At 32.7% G+C, this 16,159-nt stretch carries 15 protein-coding genes, 2 tRNA genes and 2 pseudogenes; 7 read left to right on the forward strand and 12 right to left on the reverse strand.

The genetic code is table 11. The features are described 5' to 3' along the window. Positions 1-5: 5 nt before the first annotated feature. The 4 genes from virB9 to BWZ41_RS00725 form a co-directional block, all read right to left on the reverse strand. Positions 6-797 carry a P-type conjugative transfer protein VirB9 gene (virB9, locus tag BWZ41_RS00710; RefSeq protein ID WP_019236950.1) on the reverse strand — a complete coding sequence of 264 codons (792 nt, stop codon included), beginning with the start codon at positions 795-797 and terminating at the stop codon, positions 6-8. After that, on the reverse strand, positions 784-1,464 hold the full coding sequence (locus BWZ41_RS00715; RefSeq protein WP_143689073.1) for a VirB8 family type IV secretion system protein: 681 nt from the start codon (positions 1,462-1,464) through the stop codon (positions 784-786). Before BWZ41_RS00715 ends, virB9 begins: the two co-directional genes overlap by 14 nt. Before the next feature lie 72 nt (positions 1,465-1,536). After that, positions 1,537-2,622, reverse strand: a complete 1,086-nt coding sequence (locus BWZ41_RS00720; protein ID WP_143689074.1) for a GTP cyclohydrolase II — start codon at positions 2,620-2,622, stop codon at positions 1,537-1,539. A gap of 20 nt (positions 2,623-2,642) precedes the next feature. Beyond that, positions 2,643-2,730, reverse strand: a tRNA-Leu gene (locus BWZ41_RS00725). Between the two features lie 190 nt (positions 2,731-2,920). On the opposite strand from BWZ41_RS00725, the gene BWZ41_RS00730 reads away from it, so the two are divergent. From BWZ41_RS00730 to BWZ41_RS07590, 3 genes and pseudogenes are all read left to right on the forward strand, one after another. Then, entirely contained in the window at positions 2,921-4,162 is a 1,242-nt protein-coding gene (locus tag BWZ41_RS00730; RefSeq protein WP_143689075.1) for a metallophosphoesterase family protein, read from the forward strand. A gap of 9 nt (positions 4,163-4,171) precedes the next feature. Beyond that, positions 4,172-4,486: pseudogene (locus BWZ41_RS07645) on the forward strand (transposase); the annotation flags it as partial. Between the two features lie 805 nt (positions 4,487-5,291). Next, positions 5,292-5,636 (forward strand): hypothetical protein, encoded by a 345-nt coding sequence (locus BWZ41_RS07590; RefSeq protein WP_162848910.1) that lies wholly within the window; start codon positions 5,292-5,294, stop codon positions 5,634-5,636. Here BWZ41_RS07590 and dcd read toward each other — a convergent pair whose 3' ends face one another. Then, positions 5,637-6,194, reverse strand: a complete 558-nt coding sequence (gene dcd / locus BWZ41_RS00740; RefSeq protein ID WP_143689076.1) for a dCTP deaminase — start codon at positions 6,192-6,194, stop codon at positions 5,637-5,639. 71 nt (positions 6,195-6,265) lie between these two features. Continuing rightward, a complete protein-coding gene (locus tag BWZ41_RS00745) occupies positions 6,266-7,723 on the reverse strand; it encodes a TrkH family potassium uptake protein (protein WP_143689077.1) in 1,458 nt (485 codons plus the stop codon). 124 nt (positions 7,724-7,847) lie between these two features. On the opposite strand from BWZ41_RS00745, the gene BWZ41_RS00750 reads away from it, so the two are divergent. Then, a complete protein-coding gene (locus BWZ41_RS00750) occupies positions 7,848-8,816 on the forward strand; it encodes a hypothetical protein (RefSeq protein ID WP_143689078.1) in 969 nt (322 codons plus the stop codon). A 103-nt stretch (positions 8,817-8,919) separates the two neighbouring features. On the opposite strand, the gene BWZ41_RS00755 is transcribed toward BWZ41_RS00750, so the two are convergent. From BWZ41_RS00755 to rpsB, 5 genes are all read right to left on the reverse strand, one after another. Beyond that, positions 8,920-9,936: a substrate-binding domain-containing protein gene (locus BWZ41_RS00755; RefSeq protein WP_143689079.1), complete on the reverse strand. Its 1,017-nt coding sequence runs from the start codon at positions 9,934-9,936 to the stop codon at positions 8,920-8,922. Positions 9,937-10,129: 193 nt separating this feature from the next. Then, the gene (gene frr / locus BWZ41_RS00760; protein ID WP_143689080.1) at positions 10,130-10,687 is read right to left on the reverse strand and encodes a ribosome recycling factor; all 558 of its coding nucleotides are present in this window, start codon (positions 10,685-10,687) and stop codon (positions 10,130-10,132) included. A 7-nt stretch (positions 10,688-10,694) separates the two neighbouring features. After that, positions 10,695-11,438, reverse strand: a complete 744-nt coding sequence (gene pyrH / locus BWZ41_RS00765) for a UMP kinase (protein ID WP_143689081.1) — start codon at positions 11,436-11,438, stop codon at positions 10,695-10,697. Next, positions 11,422-12,267, reverse strand: a complete 846-nt coding sequence (gene tsf, locus BWZ41_RS00770; RefSeq protein ID WP_143689082.1) for a translation elongation factor Ts — start codon at positions 12,265-12,267, stop codon at positions 11,422-11,424. The genes pyrH and tsf overlap by 17 nt, the downstream gene beginning before the upstream one ends. Beyond that, a complete protein-coding gene (gene rpsB / locus BWZ41_RS00775; protein WP_143689083.1) occupies positions 12,264-13,079 on the reverse strand; it encodes a 30S ribosomal protein S2 in 816 nt (271 codons plus the stop codon). The genes tsf and rpsB overlap by 4 nt, the downstream gene beginning before the upstream one ends. A gap of 181 nt (positions 13,080-13,260) precedes the next feature. Between rpsB and BWZ41_RS00780 the strand changes: the two genes are divergently transcribed. The 3 genes from BWZ41_RS00780 (at position 13,261) to glmS (ending at position 15,701) form a co-directional block, all read left to right on the forward strand. Further along, a tRNA-Asp gene (locus BWZ41_RS00780) sits at positions 13,261-13,337 on the forward strand. 130 nt (positions 13,338-13,467) lie between these two features. Next, entirely contained in the window at positions 13,468-13,881 is a 414-nt protein-coding gene (yajC, locus tag BWZ41_RS00785; protein ID WP_006012489.1) for a preprotein translocase subunit YajC, read from the forward strand. An 8-nt stretch (positions 13,882-13,889) separates the two neighbouring features. Next, a complete protein-coding gene (gene glmS, locus BWZ41_RS00790) occupies positions 13,890-15,701 on the forward strand; it encodes a glutamine--fructose-6-phosphate transaminase (isomerizing) (RefSeq protein ID WP_143689084.1) in 1,812 nt (603 codons plus the stop codon). 256 nt (positions 15,702-15,957) lie between these two features. On the opposite strand, the pseudogene BWZ41_RS07595 reads toward glmS, so the two are convergent. Next, a pseudogene (locus tag BWZ41_RS07595) lies at positions 15,958-16,111 on the reverse strand (IS481 family transposase); the annotation flags it as partial. Positions 16,112-16,159: the final 48 nt, after the last annotated feature.

Raw genomic sequence — 16,159 nt, forward strand, 5'->3', positions numbered from 1 at the left:
CACAACTAAAGTGACCTATTTATAACTTCAACTTCACTACCTTCATAACGCATTAATAGCTTTTTATGTACTCCTTTTATTACAACATAATCATCAAATAACAGCCTTTTACAGGATTCGCCTTCTATAAAAATCTGAGGAATTTTATTACTATTTCTAAACTTTAAATAGGTTAAATAACCATCATCGAATAACTCAATTGGAACTATATCTACGTTACCACCTTCATCAATATATGTATAGTTGTACCTCGTATTATTTTCTTGTATTATTTTTTCTGGCTTTTCTGTAATGTATTGCATTTGAGTAGGTAAAGAAACCTCATCTAAATCAACATCAAATTCATCTTCTTCTTGAGGATAATAAAAACGTATTACGTAAGATATATCCTTTTCAACGGAATAATCATGATCCACTTTTTTAGCATCAGTATCTGGGTATTTATCGTAATTTGGTCTTGAAATTAGATCAAAAATGTAATTTCTCTTTTTAGTTGTCGTAATAATCATGTTAGTGCGACTACTGACTTCAAATGGCATGACAAGCAGTTTATTATCATAAGGATTAATTTTCCAACTTGATGCATCACCAACAGCAATATTTTTGACTTTTTCCCCTTCTGCAAACTCAATATAAGAATAGTAACCTTGACTAAAAATTACTGTAAACACCTCATTAGGGCTATATACAAAAGTCTTTATTCTACTATCTACAGAAATAGGTTTATTATTAATAGATGCATTTAAGTTGCCACTTATTAGTAAAGCTAAAACTAACAATATCCTACACATATTCATCATCTACTCTATATGAAATAACTTGAAACCCTAATGGGTTAATATATCTTTGCTGATCATTCATTTCAAGCGATGCATATTTATACGACATCACAACTATCTTATTTTTCCTTGAGGAATTTCCATCTTTTCGTGTAAATTCTATAGAAAATCTCACTTGAAGAGCATCATTACCTAATTTTTGAATTGAACGAATTTTCAACTCACCTTTAGCATCTGAATATAAATTAAAAAGGTCATTCATATTCTGCGATTTTATATAATTGCTAAATTCACTATATACACTAGGCGAAGAAAACAACCTTACTTTTGTATAATAATTATAATTATAATTATACGGGTCAAAAACTTCCCTTGCTTTTATATACTCTGAAATAAAATAATCGCTCAGAGTTTCATTTGCAGAATATTGTTTTACTGTAACAGGATCAACCAACTGCACTATTCCTGACTTTTTGTCAATTTCTATAACGAATGGCTCAATAGTGCTACTTGTGCTAATTTTAAATATAGCTAATATGCTTACAGAAATTGCAACTAGTAATATTAATGTAAATAAAAGTAAAGTATTTCTCTGAGCAACAACTGTGCTATAGCGACTTGAATTCCAATTTATATCCTTATCCAATGACTCATTACTTTTTTCTTGTTTTAAAAATTTCATCATCTCAATATTCTTAAAAATCTTAACTTATATTAATTAACATAGCAAGCTAACAAAGTAGTTATAACAAAAAAGCTAATAAACCCTTAATCCATGGCCTAACTTGCCAAATTTTGTTTCCATATATGAATCATTATATTCATTGCGTTCCATAATAAGTGGTACACACTTTGTAACTTCTATACCGTTATTTTTCAACTCTGATAACTTTCTACCATTGTTTGTAAGTAATTGTATTTTGTTAATGTTCAATTTCTTAAGTATTTTAGCTGCAACAGCAAAGCTCCTTTCATCATCTTCAAAACCCAATACTCTATTTGCATCAACAGTATCAAGATTATATTTTCTTTGCATACTGTATGCTCTTAACTTATTAGTTAAACCAATGCCTCTCCCATCTTGCATCAAGTATAATATAATGCCATTCCCAAAGTCGGTCATTATTTGAATCGCTTGATGTAACTGGCTTCTGCAATCACATGATAAGCTGTCTAATAAGTCTCCTGTATAGCATGCAGAATGAATTCTCACTAATGGCTCATTATCTTTATCTGGATTGCCAATGATAATTGCATAATGTTCTCTTCCGCCACTTTTGGTTCTATAAGATATGATATCTACTTCTTGAGTCTGTTTTAAAAATAATGATGTTTTGCACACTTCATACACACTATGATTTTGTTGAAAATCATTCACAAGTAACGTATTTAGTGCAATAATGTCATTTTCTTCACACCAATTTTGCATTTCATGTTTATTCTCAAAAGTCATATCAGCCACTAATGCGTATGGCAATAACTCTGAGAACTGAAGCAAGGCAACAGCATACGCATCTATTGTCTTTGAGCATTGCAATTCTTTTATGCTATCTTCCTTTGAACAGTTTATTAAATGGAGAAGTTCATCAAAATTGCTTATCAATAGACGTTTGCTACTATGTTCTTTACTCTGACATATGTATTTTACCTTACTTGCAGTCAAAGTAACATATACATTACCTGATATAAGCTTATATTGACTAAATAAATTTTTTTCTAAAGTTTCAGCAGCAGCAAGCAATAGATAGTTATTTTCATCATCATATATTAAAATTGGAAGACCACGCCTGACTTCGCTGATAGCTCTTTCTACCTTATTGCTACTTTGATTTCCTATAAACATTTCACCTACACCAAACAACTTGGTGCGGTCGAGAAGACTTGAACTTCCAAGGCTTTGTGAGCCACAGCGACCTCAACGCTGCGTGTCTACCAATTCCACCACGACCGCACTTTATTCTAGTTTCTATATAATTACTTTAAATTACTTAATCATTTTAGGATTTTTCATCTAAAGTGTCAATCTGGTACTAGGATAATTTAGGAAATACCTGTATAATTTAACTATGAACTTTATGGTTACAAACTTTAATCATTTAAGATAATCTTACTACTAATTATTAATTTAGGTCTTTATACAAATGAAAATAGCTAATATCTTCATTTTTTTAATTCTATCTCTTACAATTAGCTTTCACTCCACTCATGCACAAATATTGTACACATGGTCTCAAATCATTCCAGAAAATAAATTAAGCATACGTGCGATTATAGACAATAATATGTGTCCCATTGCTTACGTCGATAGTAAGGAAGTAGAAATGCTAAGTCGCAGCTCAATTAACAATACCGAAACAGTTTGTGAACTGATAGTAGAAACAAATGCTCAAAACATTAGTATTGACAATATAAAAGTTCCCGTATTAGCGAAAAAGATCAGCAAAATTGCCTTCATTGGCGATACAGGATGTAGAATAAATATGTTATTTCAGCAAGAATGTAATTCTGTAGATAGCTGGCCTTTGAAAAAAAATTTAGATTCAATCGCTTTCCATAAACCAGATTTAATTATCCATGTTGGTGATTATCATTATAGACAAACAAAATGTAGAAACACAAAAAAGTGCGGCGATATTTATGGATATAGCAAAGAAGCTTGGTACGCTGATTGGTTTGAGCCTGCAAAAGATATTTTAACACAATCTCCTTTTCTTTTTGTTCGTGGAAATCATGAGAGTTGTAATAGAGCTTATGAAGGATGGTTCAGATATTTAGATTCATACCCCTTTTCCCCTCAAAAATGTGAAGATCTTATTTCCAGTTGGTTCTTAGATGCTGGGCCGATGAAGTTTTTTATCTTCGACTCTTCATCCGGTGAGGAAATTTTTACAACCCAAAGCACAGTTGATGCTTTTGAGAGGCAGTTTGATAAATTGATACAAGATAAGCCCACGTGGTTTTTGACTCATAAACCACTTTGGAGATCTCCAAAAAAAGAATTTTTGACATTAAAAAGCCATGGTAATCTTACACAAATTGAAGCTTTTGGAGATAAATTTCCAAGCAATGTTACTACCATAGTTTCTGGCCACATTCATATAGCCCAGATTTTATTAATGGATAATGTTCCAGATCAGATTATAGTTGGAAACGGCGGTGCATTATTACACGCTCAAGATCAAGAACCTGTTTATCAAAACGTAGAATTTAACTATCCAAATAGTAGAAATTACTTAGCACACGAAGTTAGAAACTTTTTCGGCTTTGGCTTTGCAATATTAGGTTTAGACGATCACAAATTTACTTTCTATAACCAAGATAATAAGGAAATGTATTCTGCAAACCTAACGAAAGACTTTAAACTCAAAACAGATTTAAATTAGGACTATTTAAGGACGCAGAAAAAACGTGCTGAGCTTAAAAACTCATAGCAACAAAAAACACTGAAATTCTTGTATATATCGACTAATCTGGAATTGATAACACAAAAGTCAGCGTATTAGTATGATTGCAGCTTTTAATGAGGGAAAAATTATGGCGCCCATGATTTTTGAAGGCTACTGCGATACAGACTTTTTAATAGCTGGTTCAAACTTTTTGCTGGTGATTTTGGATAATGCAACTTTTCATAGAAAACAAGTGAATTTGTTAAAAGTGTCGGTGCTGAAGTTATATATCTGCCTCCATATTCTCCTGATTTTAATCAAACCATTGATTTGTTATAAAAAATTGAGCCAGAAAGAATATCCAGCCGTTCGAACTATTAGAAAAAGAGTTATATATGAGCATGTTTTAGCACAGACATTATTTTGTAACTAGGCGAATGCAATCAGTGTTAGCTGCTTGAAAGGATATCAATTAATAAAGAAATGCATCTATAGTAATTACTAAGAAAAAGTAAAGAAGCATAGAAGCAAAAAATTTATGTTGATTTTGTCATATTCATTATTACTATAACTAGCATAATCACAAATATGGTAAAATAAATGCAACTTAACTTATCTAAAAAAAATAGTGAGAGAGTCTTATCTGGCGCAAAATGGATGGCCAGCCTTAGTGAAAATTATTTTGCATCACTGAATAATGACATCATTAAGCCAACTAGCTCTGTAAGAAAGCTGATAGAGGCTTTTTTACTTATTCCAATTATTATACCCACTGCTATTACACTAGCATGGGTAGCGTGTACCTATTTTTTTTGAATGCAGTGAGTATTCAAAAAAACGACTCATATTATCTAAAATAGCAAAATTTACAGCTAAAATCTTTATCTACATTGCTGCCACTATAATTTTAATTCCGCTTATCATATCAAATATAGCAACCTCACTAATACCTGCACTTATTCTTTATTGCATTAATAAATGTTTTCCTTATCCAGAGAATATAAGTATAGAGAAACAAACAAAAAAAGTTAGTGATGAAGAGTACAAGAGGCGTATTGAAGAAGAAGTCGATAAATTGGAACAGCAGAACGTTACAGAACCAAAGACAGAAATAATATCTCGAGCAATGAAAGTAGGTAAAGATCGGACTATTATAGCAGGAATTGTAAATGATGATATTGAAGATGGTAAAGGAGTGGTAAGAACAATTAAAGATGACCACAATGTATCTATAAAGGGAATAATTTCTTCTGGTAAGACAGAAGGTTACGCTACCGGGTTTGGTTTACAATGCAGTCTTATTGAAAAAGGTGTTGTAGATTTTCAATGTGGTTTTAGCACACGCACTGGAGACAATAGAAAACAGGCAGTTGAAAATCTCAAAAAAAGTGAACCAGTAAGCACTTTGCTCTTTGGCGATCATGGAATATTATCTATAGAGCAGATCGGTAGCTCACAAGAAAGGCGATAATTATTTCACCAGCGGCAAAGTGATACCATGTTGATTCATATATTTTCCTTTCATATCATCATATGACTTCTCACACTCACTTTCGCCGCTTAAAAATACAAACTGGCATGCTCCTTCATTAGCGTAAATTTTTGCAGGAAGTGGAGTAGTGTTAGAGAATTCAAGTGTGACGTGACCTTCCCATCCAGGCTCTAAAGGTGTGACGTTTACTATAATACCACATCTTGCATAAGTTGATTTACCAACACAAATTACCAGTACATTCCTTGGTATACGAAAATATTCCACCGTGCTGGCAAGTACAAAACTATTTGGTGGGATTATACATACATCTGTTTCCTTATCTATGAAACTATTCTCAGAAAAATTCTTGGGGTCTACAATAGCTGAATTAACATTAGTAAAAATCTTAAACTTATTACTAACTCTTGCATCATAGCCATAAGATGATAATCCGAAAGATACAACACCCTTACTGCTTTTATGATTCACAAAAGGCTCTATCATTCTAGAGTTTTCAGCCTTTTCCTTTATCCATTTATCTGGCATAACTGCCATAATTATCCTTTAAAGTTTTGTAATACTTATAATAATATGTAATAGAATTTAAATGTAAACCTGAATTAGCGTTACACTCTGGAATGGCAAAGTTTCCAGTATAAACTACCTATACAAAAATAAATTGGCAATATTTCAAGCCTGCCAAGCAGCATCAAAAACGATAGAAATAGCTTTACTCCACCACTAAAGGAGGAATAATTACCTGAAGGACCTATTAGGTTACTAAATCCTGGGCCAGAATTTGTAAGCATTGCAGAAACAGAGCTGATGCTAGTTATAAAGTCCGCATTGCTCAAGTAAGACATCACTATTGATGATATAGTGAACGTTAACATGTAAATTGCAAAAAACGTAAAGATGGATTGAACTTCATCATTTTCCAGTATTTTACCATTGAGTTTTACTCTATCGCTTTCACTTGGATTTAATAAAGAGCTAAAGTAATTCCTTATAGACTTTAGAAAAATGACTAAACGGAAGATTTTGATTCCGCCACTAGCAGAACCACCACATCCACCAATAAAGGTTAAAAAGAAAGCTAAGACTGAAATAAAGCTCCAATTCAAGTAGTTGCACATTACATAGCCAGTTGATGTGATGAAAGAGGTAATGGTAAATATGCTGTACCTAAACGGCAATAACACTCCCAAGTCAGAGTTTTGGTGCAACCAAAAATAAGCAAATAGAGATGAGATAATAATTATCTTAATAAAATAAGAGACTTGTTCATCATGGCAAACGTCCAATCGTCTTATAATTTTTAAATAGCTAAGAAAAGGTAAAGAGCCTAAAATCATAAAGATAATTGTTATGACCTCCAATATAGGGTTATTGTAGTAGCCTATAGAATCGTTATAGTTAGCAAATCCACCAGTTGATACAGCGGACATTCCATGGCATACTGCGTCAAATAATGGCATGCCAGCTAGATAGTACGAAAATATGCACAATAAAATTAGGCAGTAATATATCTCTGCAATATGTATTACTACGCTTCGCGTATGTGGTAACTTTCTTTTAAGAGCATCTGAGTACTCAGAATAGAGTAAATTATTTAAGCTCAAAACCTTAAATATGGGAAAAACTGCAATTCCTACTGTAATTACTCCAAAACCACCTATACCGTGCAGCATTGCTCTCCACAGTAGTATCCCCGGAGATTGTTGCTCGATGTAACTTAGAACAGTTGCTCCTGTGGTTGTAATCCCAGATACTGCTTCAAACAGTGCATCAATGTAGCTTAAACTATCAAGATAAAATGGAATAGCTGCAAATAGAGATAATGCAATCCAGGTACAACTGGTAATCGCAAAAATTGCCGGCATTCCATGTACCCTATTTAGTTTACCCAGTAGAATAAAAATCGCACTAAATGTGCAGGTAACTATAAACCCAACCAGAAAATTTTTCCATTCGTAACCTAGATAATTATTAGTAATAGCAGGAATAAGCATTGCTATACCAAACAACAATAGAAAAATTCCCACAATAAACGCAATTGAACGTAAAACTTGGAGATTTTCCATAGATAGTAACGTGAAAGCTATATGTTATTAAAACTTCAACCGCTTTGCTAATTTTTTCTCTTGACTTGATTATAAATACGTATAATTGTAGCGCTAAATTTGCCATAAGAGATAGAGGTAGGGTATGGTATTAACTGGCAGACAAAAAGAAATTCGAGATCCATTAATTAGTAAAGCTATACAAGGCAACTTTGAGAGTATAGAAAGTAATCACGATAGCGATATAAAAGAAGTTTTGAAAAGCAAACTGCCTAGCGATATACAAGAAAAGTTTCAAGAGGATTTGCCTAACCATTGTACCACTTTACAGTTTATTACATTCCAAAAAAACCAAAAGGAAATTAACCAATATACAAAGAAAATGAAGCAAAAAATTGAGAGTATTCCAAGTGGTTTAGCTATGCAAGAAGCGAAAGTAAGTGATGATTCGCATATGCAAAAAGTGAAAAACTTAAAGAGAACAAGTGATCTGCACCACAAATTACGTCAAGCAATAGATTATTTAGATGTTAAAAAAGTTAAAGCAGTATTAGAAGATTATGATACAAATCTAGCAATGATTTTAAATAGACCTATACATTCACAGAGCAAAACTACCCTTTTACTTTATCCTCTGCAAGTTGGTCTTAATAAACGATATATAGGTGATGGTAAAAGATTGAAACAAGAAGATCTGAGAAATATAAAAGAAATTACTAAACTTCTTTGGGATAAAGCTTCTCCTGATATTTGCGATTTCTGGCTTAAATTCCATCAAGATCAACAAGAAGAAAGTACAAAAGACAAAAAAGCAACCTTTGAAGCTCATTTGAAAAACGCTTCTCCTGATATTCGTGACTCGTGGCTTAAAAATCAAAGAGCTCCTGAAAATCAAGATGCAGCTGTAATAAAACTTCTTAAAGGTGAGCAACAACGACATGCTAAGATAGGTAGTGAGAAGTGGCTTGAAGATTTCATTCAAGAAGTTAAAGATTACACAGAACAAAAAAGCATAGAAGAAAACCTTGAAATAGCTACAGAGAAACCTACAACAAAATCTGTTCTACAAGACGCACAACTTTCTCAAATAAATAGAACTTGTTGTATTTTGTAGTAAATAAGTTCTTAGGAAATCTAAGTATGATAACAATAAAAACAAGAAATTTAAACGTTCTATTTTTAACCTAGTATCCAGAATAAAAAAAATATCAAAGTCATCATATTATATCACGAACCTTTTCCAAGACTTTTTTTATATTTTCGCTTGAAAGTGGAATTAAGCCAAGCCTAGATAAATATCCACCTTCAGTACTAATAGAGTCTACAACTTCTCTAATGAATTCCCTTAATCCATCAACAGTATCTAAGTGTTCTTTCTTTATATAAAGATATAAAGGCCTTGCTAACATATACTCCCCCGATGATATATTTTTATAAGTTGGCTCAATTCCTGCGATTGTGCTTCCTTGAATCTCATCTTGGTTTTTCGCTAAAAAGCTGAAGCTAAATATTCCTAAAGCATTTTTATTGCTCTTCAATTTTTGTATTATTATGTTTTCATTAATTCCAACTTCTATATACCTTCCATCATCTCTGATATTACTACATGCTTTCTTTCTTTTTTCGTGGTCTTGATAATTCTCTTTGAAAATCCTTGAGTTCATGCATGAATATTGATCAAGCATAATAAAATTAATCAAAGTTTCATGTGTACCTGTATTTTGATGTGGACCATAGATTTTAATTTCTGTTTTTGGTAGAGCTTGATTTACATCAGACCAAAATTTCTTGTTATTCTTTACTAATCTATCATTGTCTTCAGAATATGAAGATAAAGTTTCAAACAGGTCATTTTTTGTAAAATCAAATCTATGGCTTTGATTTGAATTTGCAATAACAATTCCATCATAGCCGATTATGATCTCTATTACTTCATTCACTTTATTTCTTTTGCATAATTCTCTCTCTACTTCCTTCATAGGGCGAGATGAAGTGGTGATATCTGGTGTGCCTTTCCCTATTCCTGAACAAAACATTTTGAACCCTGATCCACTTCCTATCGATTCTACAACTGGAGTTTTAAAGGGAAATATACGACTGAATTCCTCAGATACAAATGAGATAAAAGGAAAAACAGTTGAAGATCCAACAATTCTGATATATTTTCTGGCATCAACATTTGACAGTGGGATGAGTAATACAAATGCAAAAATAAGGAAAAGGCGTTTCAGCATCGTTTTCGCTCAAGAGTGTAAACTTAATTATCGTAATAAAAAATCAAACTGAAAAGCTTTTTTTCTAGATTTCAAAAGGTATAACGATCAAATGTGTGCGTAATGATGAGATCTGAATCACAGCATTCATACAATTACACCTGTATCAAATACTCTTATGTTTTTCAATACTGAAAAATTCTTCCATATTAACTTAATGATGTAATATATCCTTTTCTTTAATAGATAAGTCATCATCGACTTTTTTTACATTATCATCAGTAATGTTTTGTATTTCCTTTTTGGCAGCATGAAAATCATCTTCTGAGATTTCCTTATTTTTCTTCATTTCCTCTATTTCTTCCATAACATCTCTGCGTATATTTCTAATTGCAACTCGTGCATTTTCAGAAAATTGATGCAATAATTTCACTAATTTTTCACGAGTTTCTTGCGTTAAGTCTGGAAGAACTATACGTATAGTATTTCCTTCAACAACAGGATTTAAATTCAGGTTAGCATTGATTATCGCATTTTTTACTTCACCGATAACAGTAGCATCCCAAACTTTAACTGATAGAGTTTTGTTATCTATAGCTGAAACGCCTGCAACTTGGCTCAGTTTTTGATGTCCACCATAGATATTTATAACTATACCATCAAGTAATGATGAGTTAGCTCTACCAGTACGTACACCTTTCATATCATCATGAAAAGACTGAATAGTTTTTAGCATTCTTTCTTTTGTTTTAGCTTTTATTTCGTTTAACATAAATTACCTAATGTTTATAATCTGAGACTATAGTATAAGTACCTTGACCCTTAATAATATCGACCATTTTTTCTCTTTTTAAAGAAAAAACTATAATCGGGATAGAATTCTCACGAGCAAGTGAAATTGCTGATGCATCCATAACTTTTAAATCACGAGTTAGCAAATCTGTATAAGAAAGCCTATCATACATCACAGCATCCTCATTTTTTTTTGGATCAGCAGAATATACACCTCTTACTTGCGTACCTTTTAGAATAACATCACAATTCATTTCAACAGCACGTAGAGCTGCAGCTGTATCTGTGGTAAAAAATGGGTTACCTGTACCTGCTGCAAAAATGACAACTCTACCTTTTTCTAAATGATGAATAGCCTTCCTTCTTATATAAGGCTCACATATGGTAGTCATAGGTATAGCAGATAATACCCTAGAAACTATAGAGCTTTTTTCTAAAAAATTCTGCAAAATTAAAGCATTAATGACAGTGCCAAGCATTCCAATATAATCACTGCTTGCTCTTTCACAGCCAATTAAAGATGCTGATGCACCACGAAAAATATTCCCACCACCAACAACAATACAAACTTGAACTCCGAGATTACAAACTTCAACTATGTCTTTGGATAGTTTATCTATCACTTCCATATCATGGCCAAATAGCTTTGATCCCATCAAAGCCTCCCCAGAGATTTTGAATAACACTCTGGGGTATTTTACTTCTGAAGTTTTGTTACTTATTTGCATCATCCAAAGTAAGTAACTTATAATTAGCTAATTTAACAGCACTTGATTCTATAAAATCAGCAATCTTCATTTTATCATCTTTTATAAACTTCTGCTCTAGCAGAACAACTTCTTCATAGTATTTAGCCATTCGTCCATCTACTATTTTTTTCGCTACCTCTTCAGGTTTATTTAAGCTCTTTACTTGCTCCTCAATTATAGAACGCTCATTGTTTAATTTTTCTTGATCTAAATCATCTATAGATAAAGCTTCAGGTTTCATAGCAACTACATGCATAGCTATTTGCTTTCCAATCTCTTGTTTATCACCAGATGATTGCAATGCTACTAAAGCACCAATCTTACCTAAGCCATGCATATCACCATGTACATAGCCAGCAATAATCCCATCCTCAGTCTCTAGGTAGCAAAGATTGCTTAACTCTAACTTCTCACCAAGAACCGATGTACCACTCATAATAGCTTCCTGCACTGTACCAACACCTTCATATTTGGCATTTTTTAACTCATCAAGACTAGTACAACGTTCTTGACAAGCAATTGATGCTAAATTTGAAACTAATGCTATGAACTTCTCATTTCTAGCAACAAAATCAGTTTCACAATTAACTTTAACCAATACACCATAATTTTTAGCCAAGCACATAGCAATAAGCCCATCTGAAGCTACTCTATCAGACTTTTTGTCAGCTTTAGCAAATCCTATTGTACGTAACCTATCAACGGCTTTCTTAATATCACCATCACACTCTTCTAACGCTTTCTTACAATCGCTTAAGCCAAGCCCTGTTCTATCGCGTAATTCCCTTATACTACTTGAATCCATCTTCATTTACTTACTATCACCTCCCTTTCTGTTTCATCCTTCATACGCTTCTTTTTAGTTTGCACAATACCCCCTTCTTTTTCTTGAATAAGCTCATCATCCTTAACTCTAGACCTTGTCAAACTAGACTCTATTCCAGCTAATATAGAATCAGCAGCTAATTTACAGTAGAGCTCTATTGATTTTCTTGAATCATCATTTCCTGATATAGGATAGGCAATATCATCTGGGTCAGAATTGGTATCAAGTACTCCAACTACAGGAATACCTAATTTTTTAGCCTCTTTAACCGCTATATACTCTTTGTTAGTATCAATAATGAATAAAATATCAGGAACTGCTCCCATTTCTCTAATGCCACCCAATTCTTTATCAAGCTTTTTTCTTTTCTTTTCAATATTTCCTAATTCTTTTTTTGTTAAGACACTATCTTCATCATTTAATATTTTCTCATATTGTATCAAAGTTTTTATCGAAGAAGAAACAGTGTTCCAATTAGTAAGCATACCACCAAGCCATCGATCATTTACATAATATTGACCACAACGAACCGCTTCACTTGCAACAATATCTAAAGCTTGAAATTTCGTACCAACAAATAAAATGCGACCATCTTGAGATGCAACATCGTATAAAGCTTTCATCGCCGCCTCTAACAATGGTAATGTTTTTCGTAAGTCTATTATGTGTATACGATTCTGTTGATGTACACCATATATATATGGGGCCATTTTCGCATTCCAGCGACTAACCTTATGGCCAAAATGCACACCAGATTCAGCTAAATCACGTATAGTGACTTTAGGCAAATTTGTCATATTTACTCCTCCAAATAGTTTATCCTCCATGGCATAACCCTAATGGGACTACTTGCATAAGCCATGTGTGAAATTAAGTTATTTACATAGTAATAAAAAAGACAAAAAAGCGCAAACAAAAAATATTGACAAGTAGCAACACGTTGATTAGCTTTAAGATTGCAAACGTTAAAAAGCAATGGGGGGTGTAGCTCAGTTGGTTAGAGCGCATGCCTGTCACGCATGAGGTCGTGAGTTCAAGTCTCATCACTCCCGCCATTACAGCAGAAACACCTTAAAGTTCCTTAAGTTTCTTATTAATTTGAATTAATTTCTTTCAGAGACTTGACATGATATTGTAATTGCTGCTTAATCTATTTAACTTTATCGTTAATAATTGGGATTAAATATGTTCATTTCTGAGGTTTTTGCGGCAGATGCGACTAACAATGTATCAGCATCTGTTGCTAGCTTTATTCCACTCATTTTAATATTTGTAGTATTTTATTTTCTCATTATTCGCCCCAATCACAAAAAACTAAAAGAGCATAGAAGGATGATAGATCAAATAAAACGTGGTGATACGGTTATTACTTCTAGTGGAATAATAGGTGAAGTAAACAAAGTTGACGAAGTAAATGCACAACTAATACTAGAAATAGCACCAAAAATTGAAATAAAAATCCTAAAGTCTGCTATATCTGAAATCTTAAATAAAGAAATTCAAAAGCCAGTAGCTAAATCTATTGAAAAAAGCAAAGTTGAAAAGAATGGCAAGAAAAATAAACTAGAGGAAAGTAAAAAAGACAAAAATGCTTCATAATTTAAGAAGTGTGTGGAATATTAGGTATAGTAAGTAGCGGTGATTCAGTAATACCAACTTTACTAACCGCGTTGCAAAAATTGGAATACAGAGGGTATGACTCTTCAGGTATAGCAATTATAAATAATAGAGGTAAGATAGAAGTAAAAAAATCAGAAGGTAAAGTTGAAAGATTGTGTGAAGTTGTTCATGAGAGCAAGATATCTAGTAGCAAAGTTGGTATAGCACATACTCGTTGGGCTACACATGGAGCTCCAAATCTTAAAAATGCTCATCCCATTTATATAAATAATGTTGTTGTTGCTCATAATGGCATAATTGAAAATTACAATATATTAAAAAAGGACCTGGAGGAAAAGGGAGTATCTTTCCACACCGATACTGATACAGAAGTGATACCAAACATATTAACTTCATATCTTGATGAAGGGTTATCACCAGTTGATTCTATATTACAGTGTCTAAACAATTTACAAGGTTCACTTGCTTTGGCTTTATTATTTGCAGAATATCCAGATACTTTATTTGTTGCAAAAAGAAATTTGCCTTTAGCAATAGGATATAACTGTAATAAAGTGTTTGCTGCTTCTGATACTAATACTTTGAATTCATTTGTAGAAAAAATATTGCATTTAGAAGATAATGATGTTGCAGTAATAAAATCTAACGAATTCAGTATATATAATAATGGTATACAAGTTAAACGCAGAACAGAAAATAGCAGTCCAAGAAATTTTCTAATTAGTAAAAATGGTTACCCTAGCTTTATGCTAAAAGAAATTTTTGAGCAACCGTATGCATTAAACAAAACAATAAATCAATTTTATAAACAATATAAAGAAATCAACAAAGAATTATTTTCTGAACTAGGTTACATTACTATAGTTGGATGCGGTTCATCCTATTTTGCTGGACTAATAGCAAAGTGTTGGCTGGAAAGTATTGCTCAAATTCGGGTATATCTAGAAATCTCGTCAGAATTTAGGTATAGCAGCGTCAAGCTCGAAGAAGGTAGTATTGGCTTATTCATTTCTCAATCTGGTGAAACTGCAGATACTATGGAAGCACTACGTTATGCGAGATTGCAGAAACAAATGATCATTAGCATAATTAATACATTTAATAGCAGCATAGAAAAAGCCTCAGATATTGTATTGCATACTCTTGCTGGACCTGAGATTGGTGTTGCTTCGACAAAAACCTTTTCTACGCAGCTTGCAATTTTAGCATGCTTTGCTGTAGAGCTTGGAAAAATAAAAGGTATACTGGGTAGAGAGAGGATAAAGGAACTAAGCGGTGCTATTAATTCCATTCCTGAACATGTAGAGCATGTTTTGAATGTGATGGAAATACAACATATATCAGGCAGTATATTAGAGCACAATAATATAATTATAATTGGGAGAGGAAGCTCATATGGAGTTGCAATGGAAGGTGCATTGAAGATAAAAGAGCTTTCATATATCAACACAATTGGTATTGCAGCGGGAGAAATGAAGCACGGTTCTATCGCTTTGATAGACTCTACTGTACTTGTTATCGCAATTATTCCTTACGATAATTTATTCTTTAAAACGCTATCCAATATACAAGAGATTATTGCAAGAAAAGGTAAAGTAATTGCCTTTAGTGATAAGCAAGGAGCACCGCTCTTAAAGGGAATTTGCATAGATGTGGTGCAACTTCCAGAAGTTGACAATTTTGTTTCTCCAATTATCTACAGTGTTGCTATGCAATTTCTTGCTTATTCTATTGCAGAAAAAAAAGGGTTAGATGTAGATTGTCCGAGAAATTTAGCTAAATCTGTCACAGTTGAGTAACTTATTTAAAGTGAGTTGCTAATTAACAGCTCTCATTGTCAGTTATAAATTACTGAATTTTACTAATAAATTCATTAGCCCTCTGCGAAAGAATATGTAACTAATGTAAGGATGAGAGAGGCTAAAATCCACGCCTCAAATTAACAAGATTTGCCATTATGGTTACCAGACACAACTTAACCTAGCAAGCAAGAATTAACTAACAGAAAAATTGAAAACTAATATCAGTCTCTTATGTAATGCTACTAATATTTTTCTAAAAAGCAATATGTTTTCTATTCAGGAAAGTCTACATCGCCATAACAATATTTACTAGAATGAGGTCTTGTCTCACTGTAAAAACGCAACCAATGATCAACGTCTATCTGAAGATCTTCTAATAAATTGTAGATTGTTTTACAAAAAAAGAGGAGTAAATGAGAGCTCAGTAACTTGATTATAGAGTTGTACTGCCTTTC

Origin of the sequence: Wolbachia endosymbiont of Nilaparvata lugens, from assembly GCF_007115045.1 — a bacterium.
Classification (GTDB): domain Bacteria; phylum Pseudomonadota; class Alphaproteobacteria; order Rickettsiales; family Anaplasmataceae; genus Wolbachia.

Excerpts from the sequence above, each read along its gene's own strand:
- BWZ41_RS00755 (WP_143689079.1), bottom strand. The coding sequence starts at position 9,936 with ATGCTGAAACGCCTTTTCCTTATTTTTGCATTTGTATTACTCATCCCA.
- rpsB (WP_143689083.1), bottom strand. The coding sequence starts at position 13,079 with ATGACAAATTTGCCTAAAGTCACTATACGTGATTTAGCTGAATCTGGT.
- yajC (WP_006012489.1), top strand. The coding sequence starts at position 13,468 with ATGTTCATTTCTGAGGTTTTTGCGGCAGATGCGACTAACAATGTATCA.
- BWZ41_RS00720 (WP_143689074.1), bottom strand. The coding sequence starts at position 2,622 with ATGTTTATAGGAAATCAAAGTAGCAATAAGGTAGAAAGAGCTATCAGC.
- BWZ41_RS00745 (WP_143689077.1), bottom strand. The coding sequence starts at position 7,723 with ATGGAAAATCTCCAAGTTTTACGTTCAATTGCGTTTATTGTGGGAATT.
- pyrH (WP_143689081.1), bottom strand. The coding sequence starts at position 11,438 with ATGATGCAAATAAGTAACAAAACTTCAGAAGTAAAATACCCCAGAGTG.
- BWZ41_RS00715 (WP_143689073.1), bottom strand. The coding sequence starts at position 1,464 with ATGATGAAATTTTTAAAACAAGAAAAAAGTAATGAGTCATTGGATAAG.
- BWZ41_RS00730 (WP_143689075.1), top strand. The coding sequence starts at position 2,921 with ATGAAAATAGCTAATATCTTCATTTTTTTAATTCTATCTCTTACAATT.
- BWZ41_RS07590 (WP_162848910.1), top strand. The coding sequence starts at position 5,292 with ATGAAAGTAGGTAAAGATCGGACTATTATAGCAGGAATTGTAAATGAT.
- frr (WP_143689080.1), bottom strand. The coding sequence starts at position 10,687 with ATGTTAAACGAAATAAAAGCTAAAACAAAAGAAAGAATGCTAAAAACT.
- tsf (WP_143689082.1), bottom strand. The coding sequence starts at position 12,267 with ATGAAGATGGATTCAAGTAGTATAAGGGAATTACGCGATAGAACAGGG.
- dcd (WP_143689076.1), bottom strand. The coding sequence starts at position 6,194 with ATGGCAGTTATGCCAGATAAATGGATAAAGGAAAAGGCTGAAAACTCT.
- BWZ41_RS00750 (WP_143689078.1), top strand. The coding sequence starts at position 7,848 with ATGGTATTAACTGGCAGACAAAAAGAAATTCGAGATCCATTAATTAGT.
- virB9 (WP_019236950.1), bottom strand. The coding sequence starts at position 797 with ATGAATATGTGTAGGATATTGTTAGTTTTAGCTTTACTAATAAGTGGC.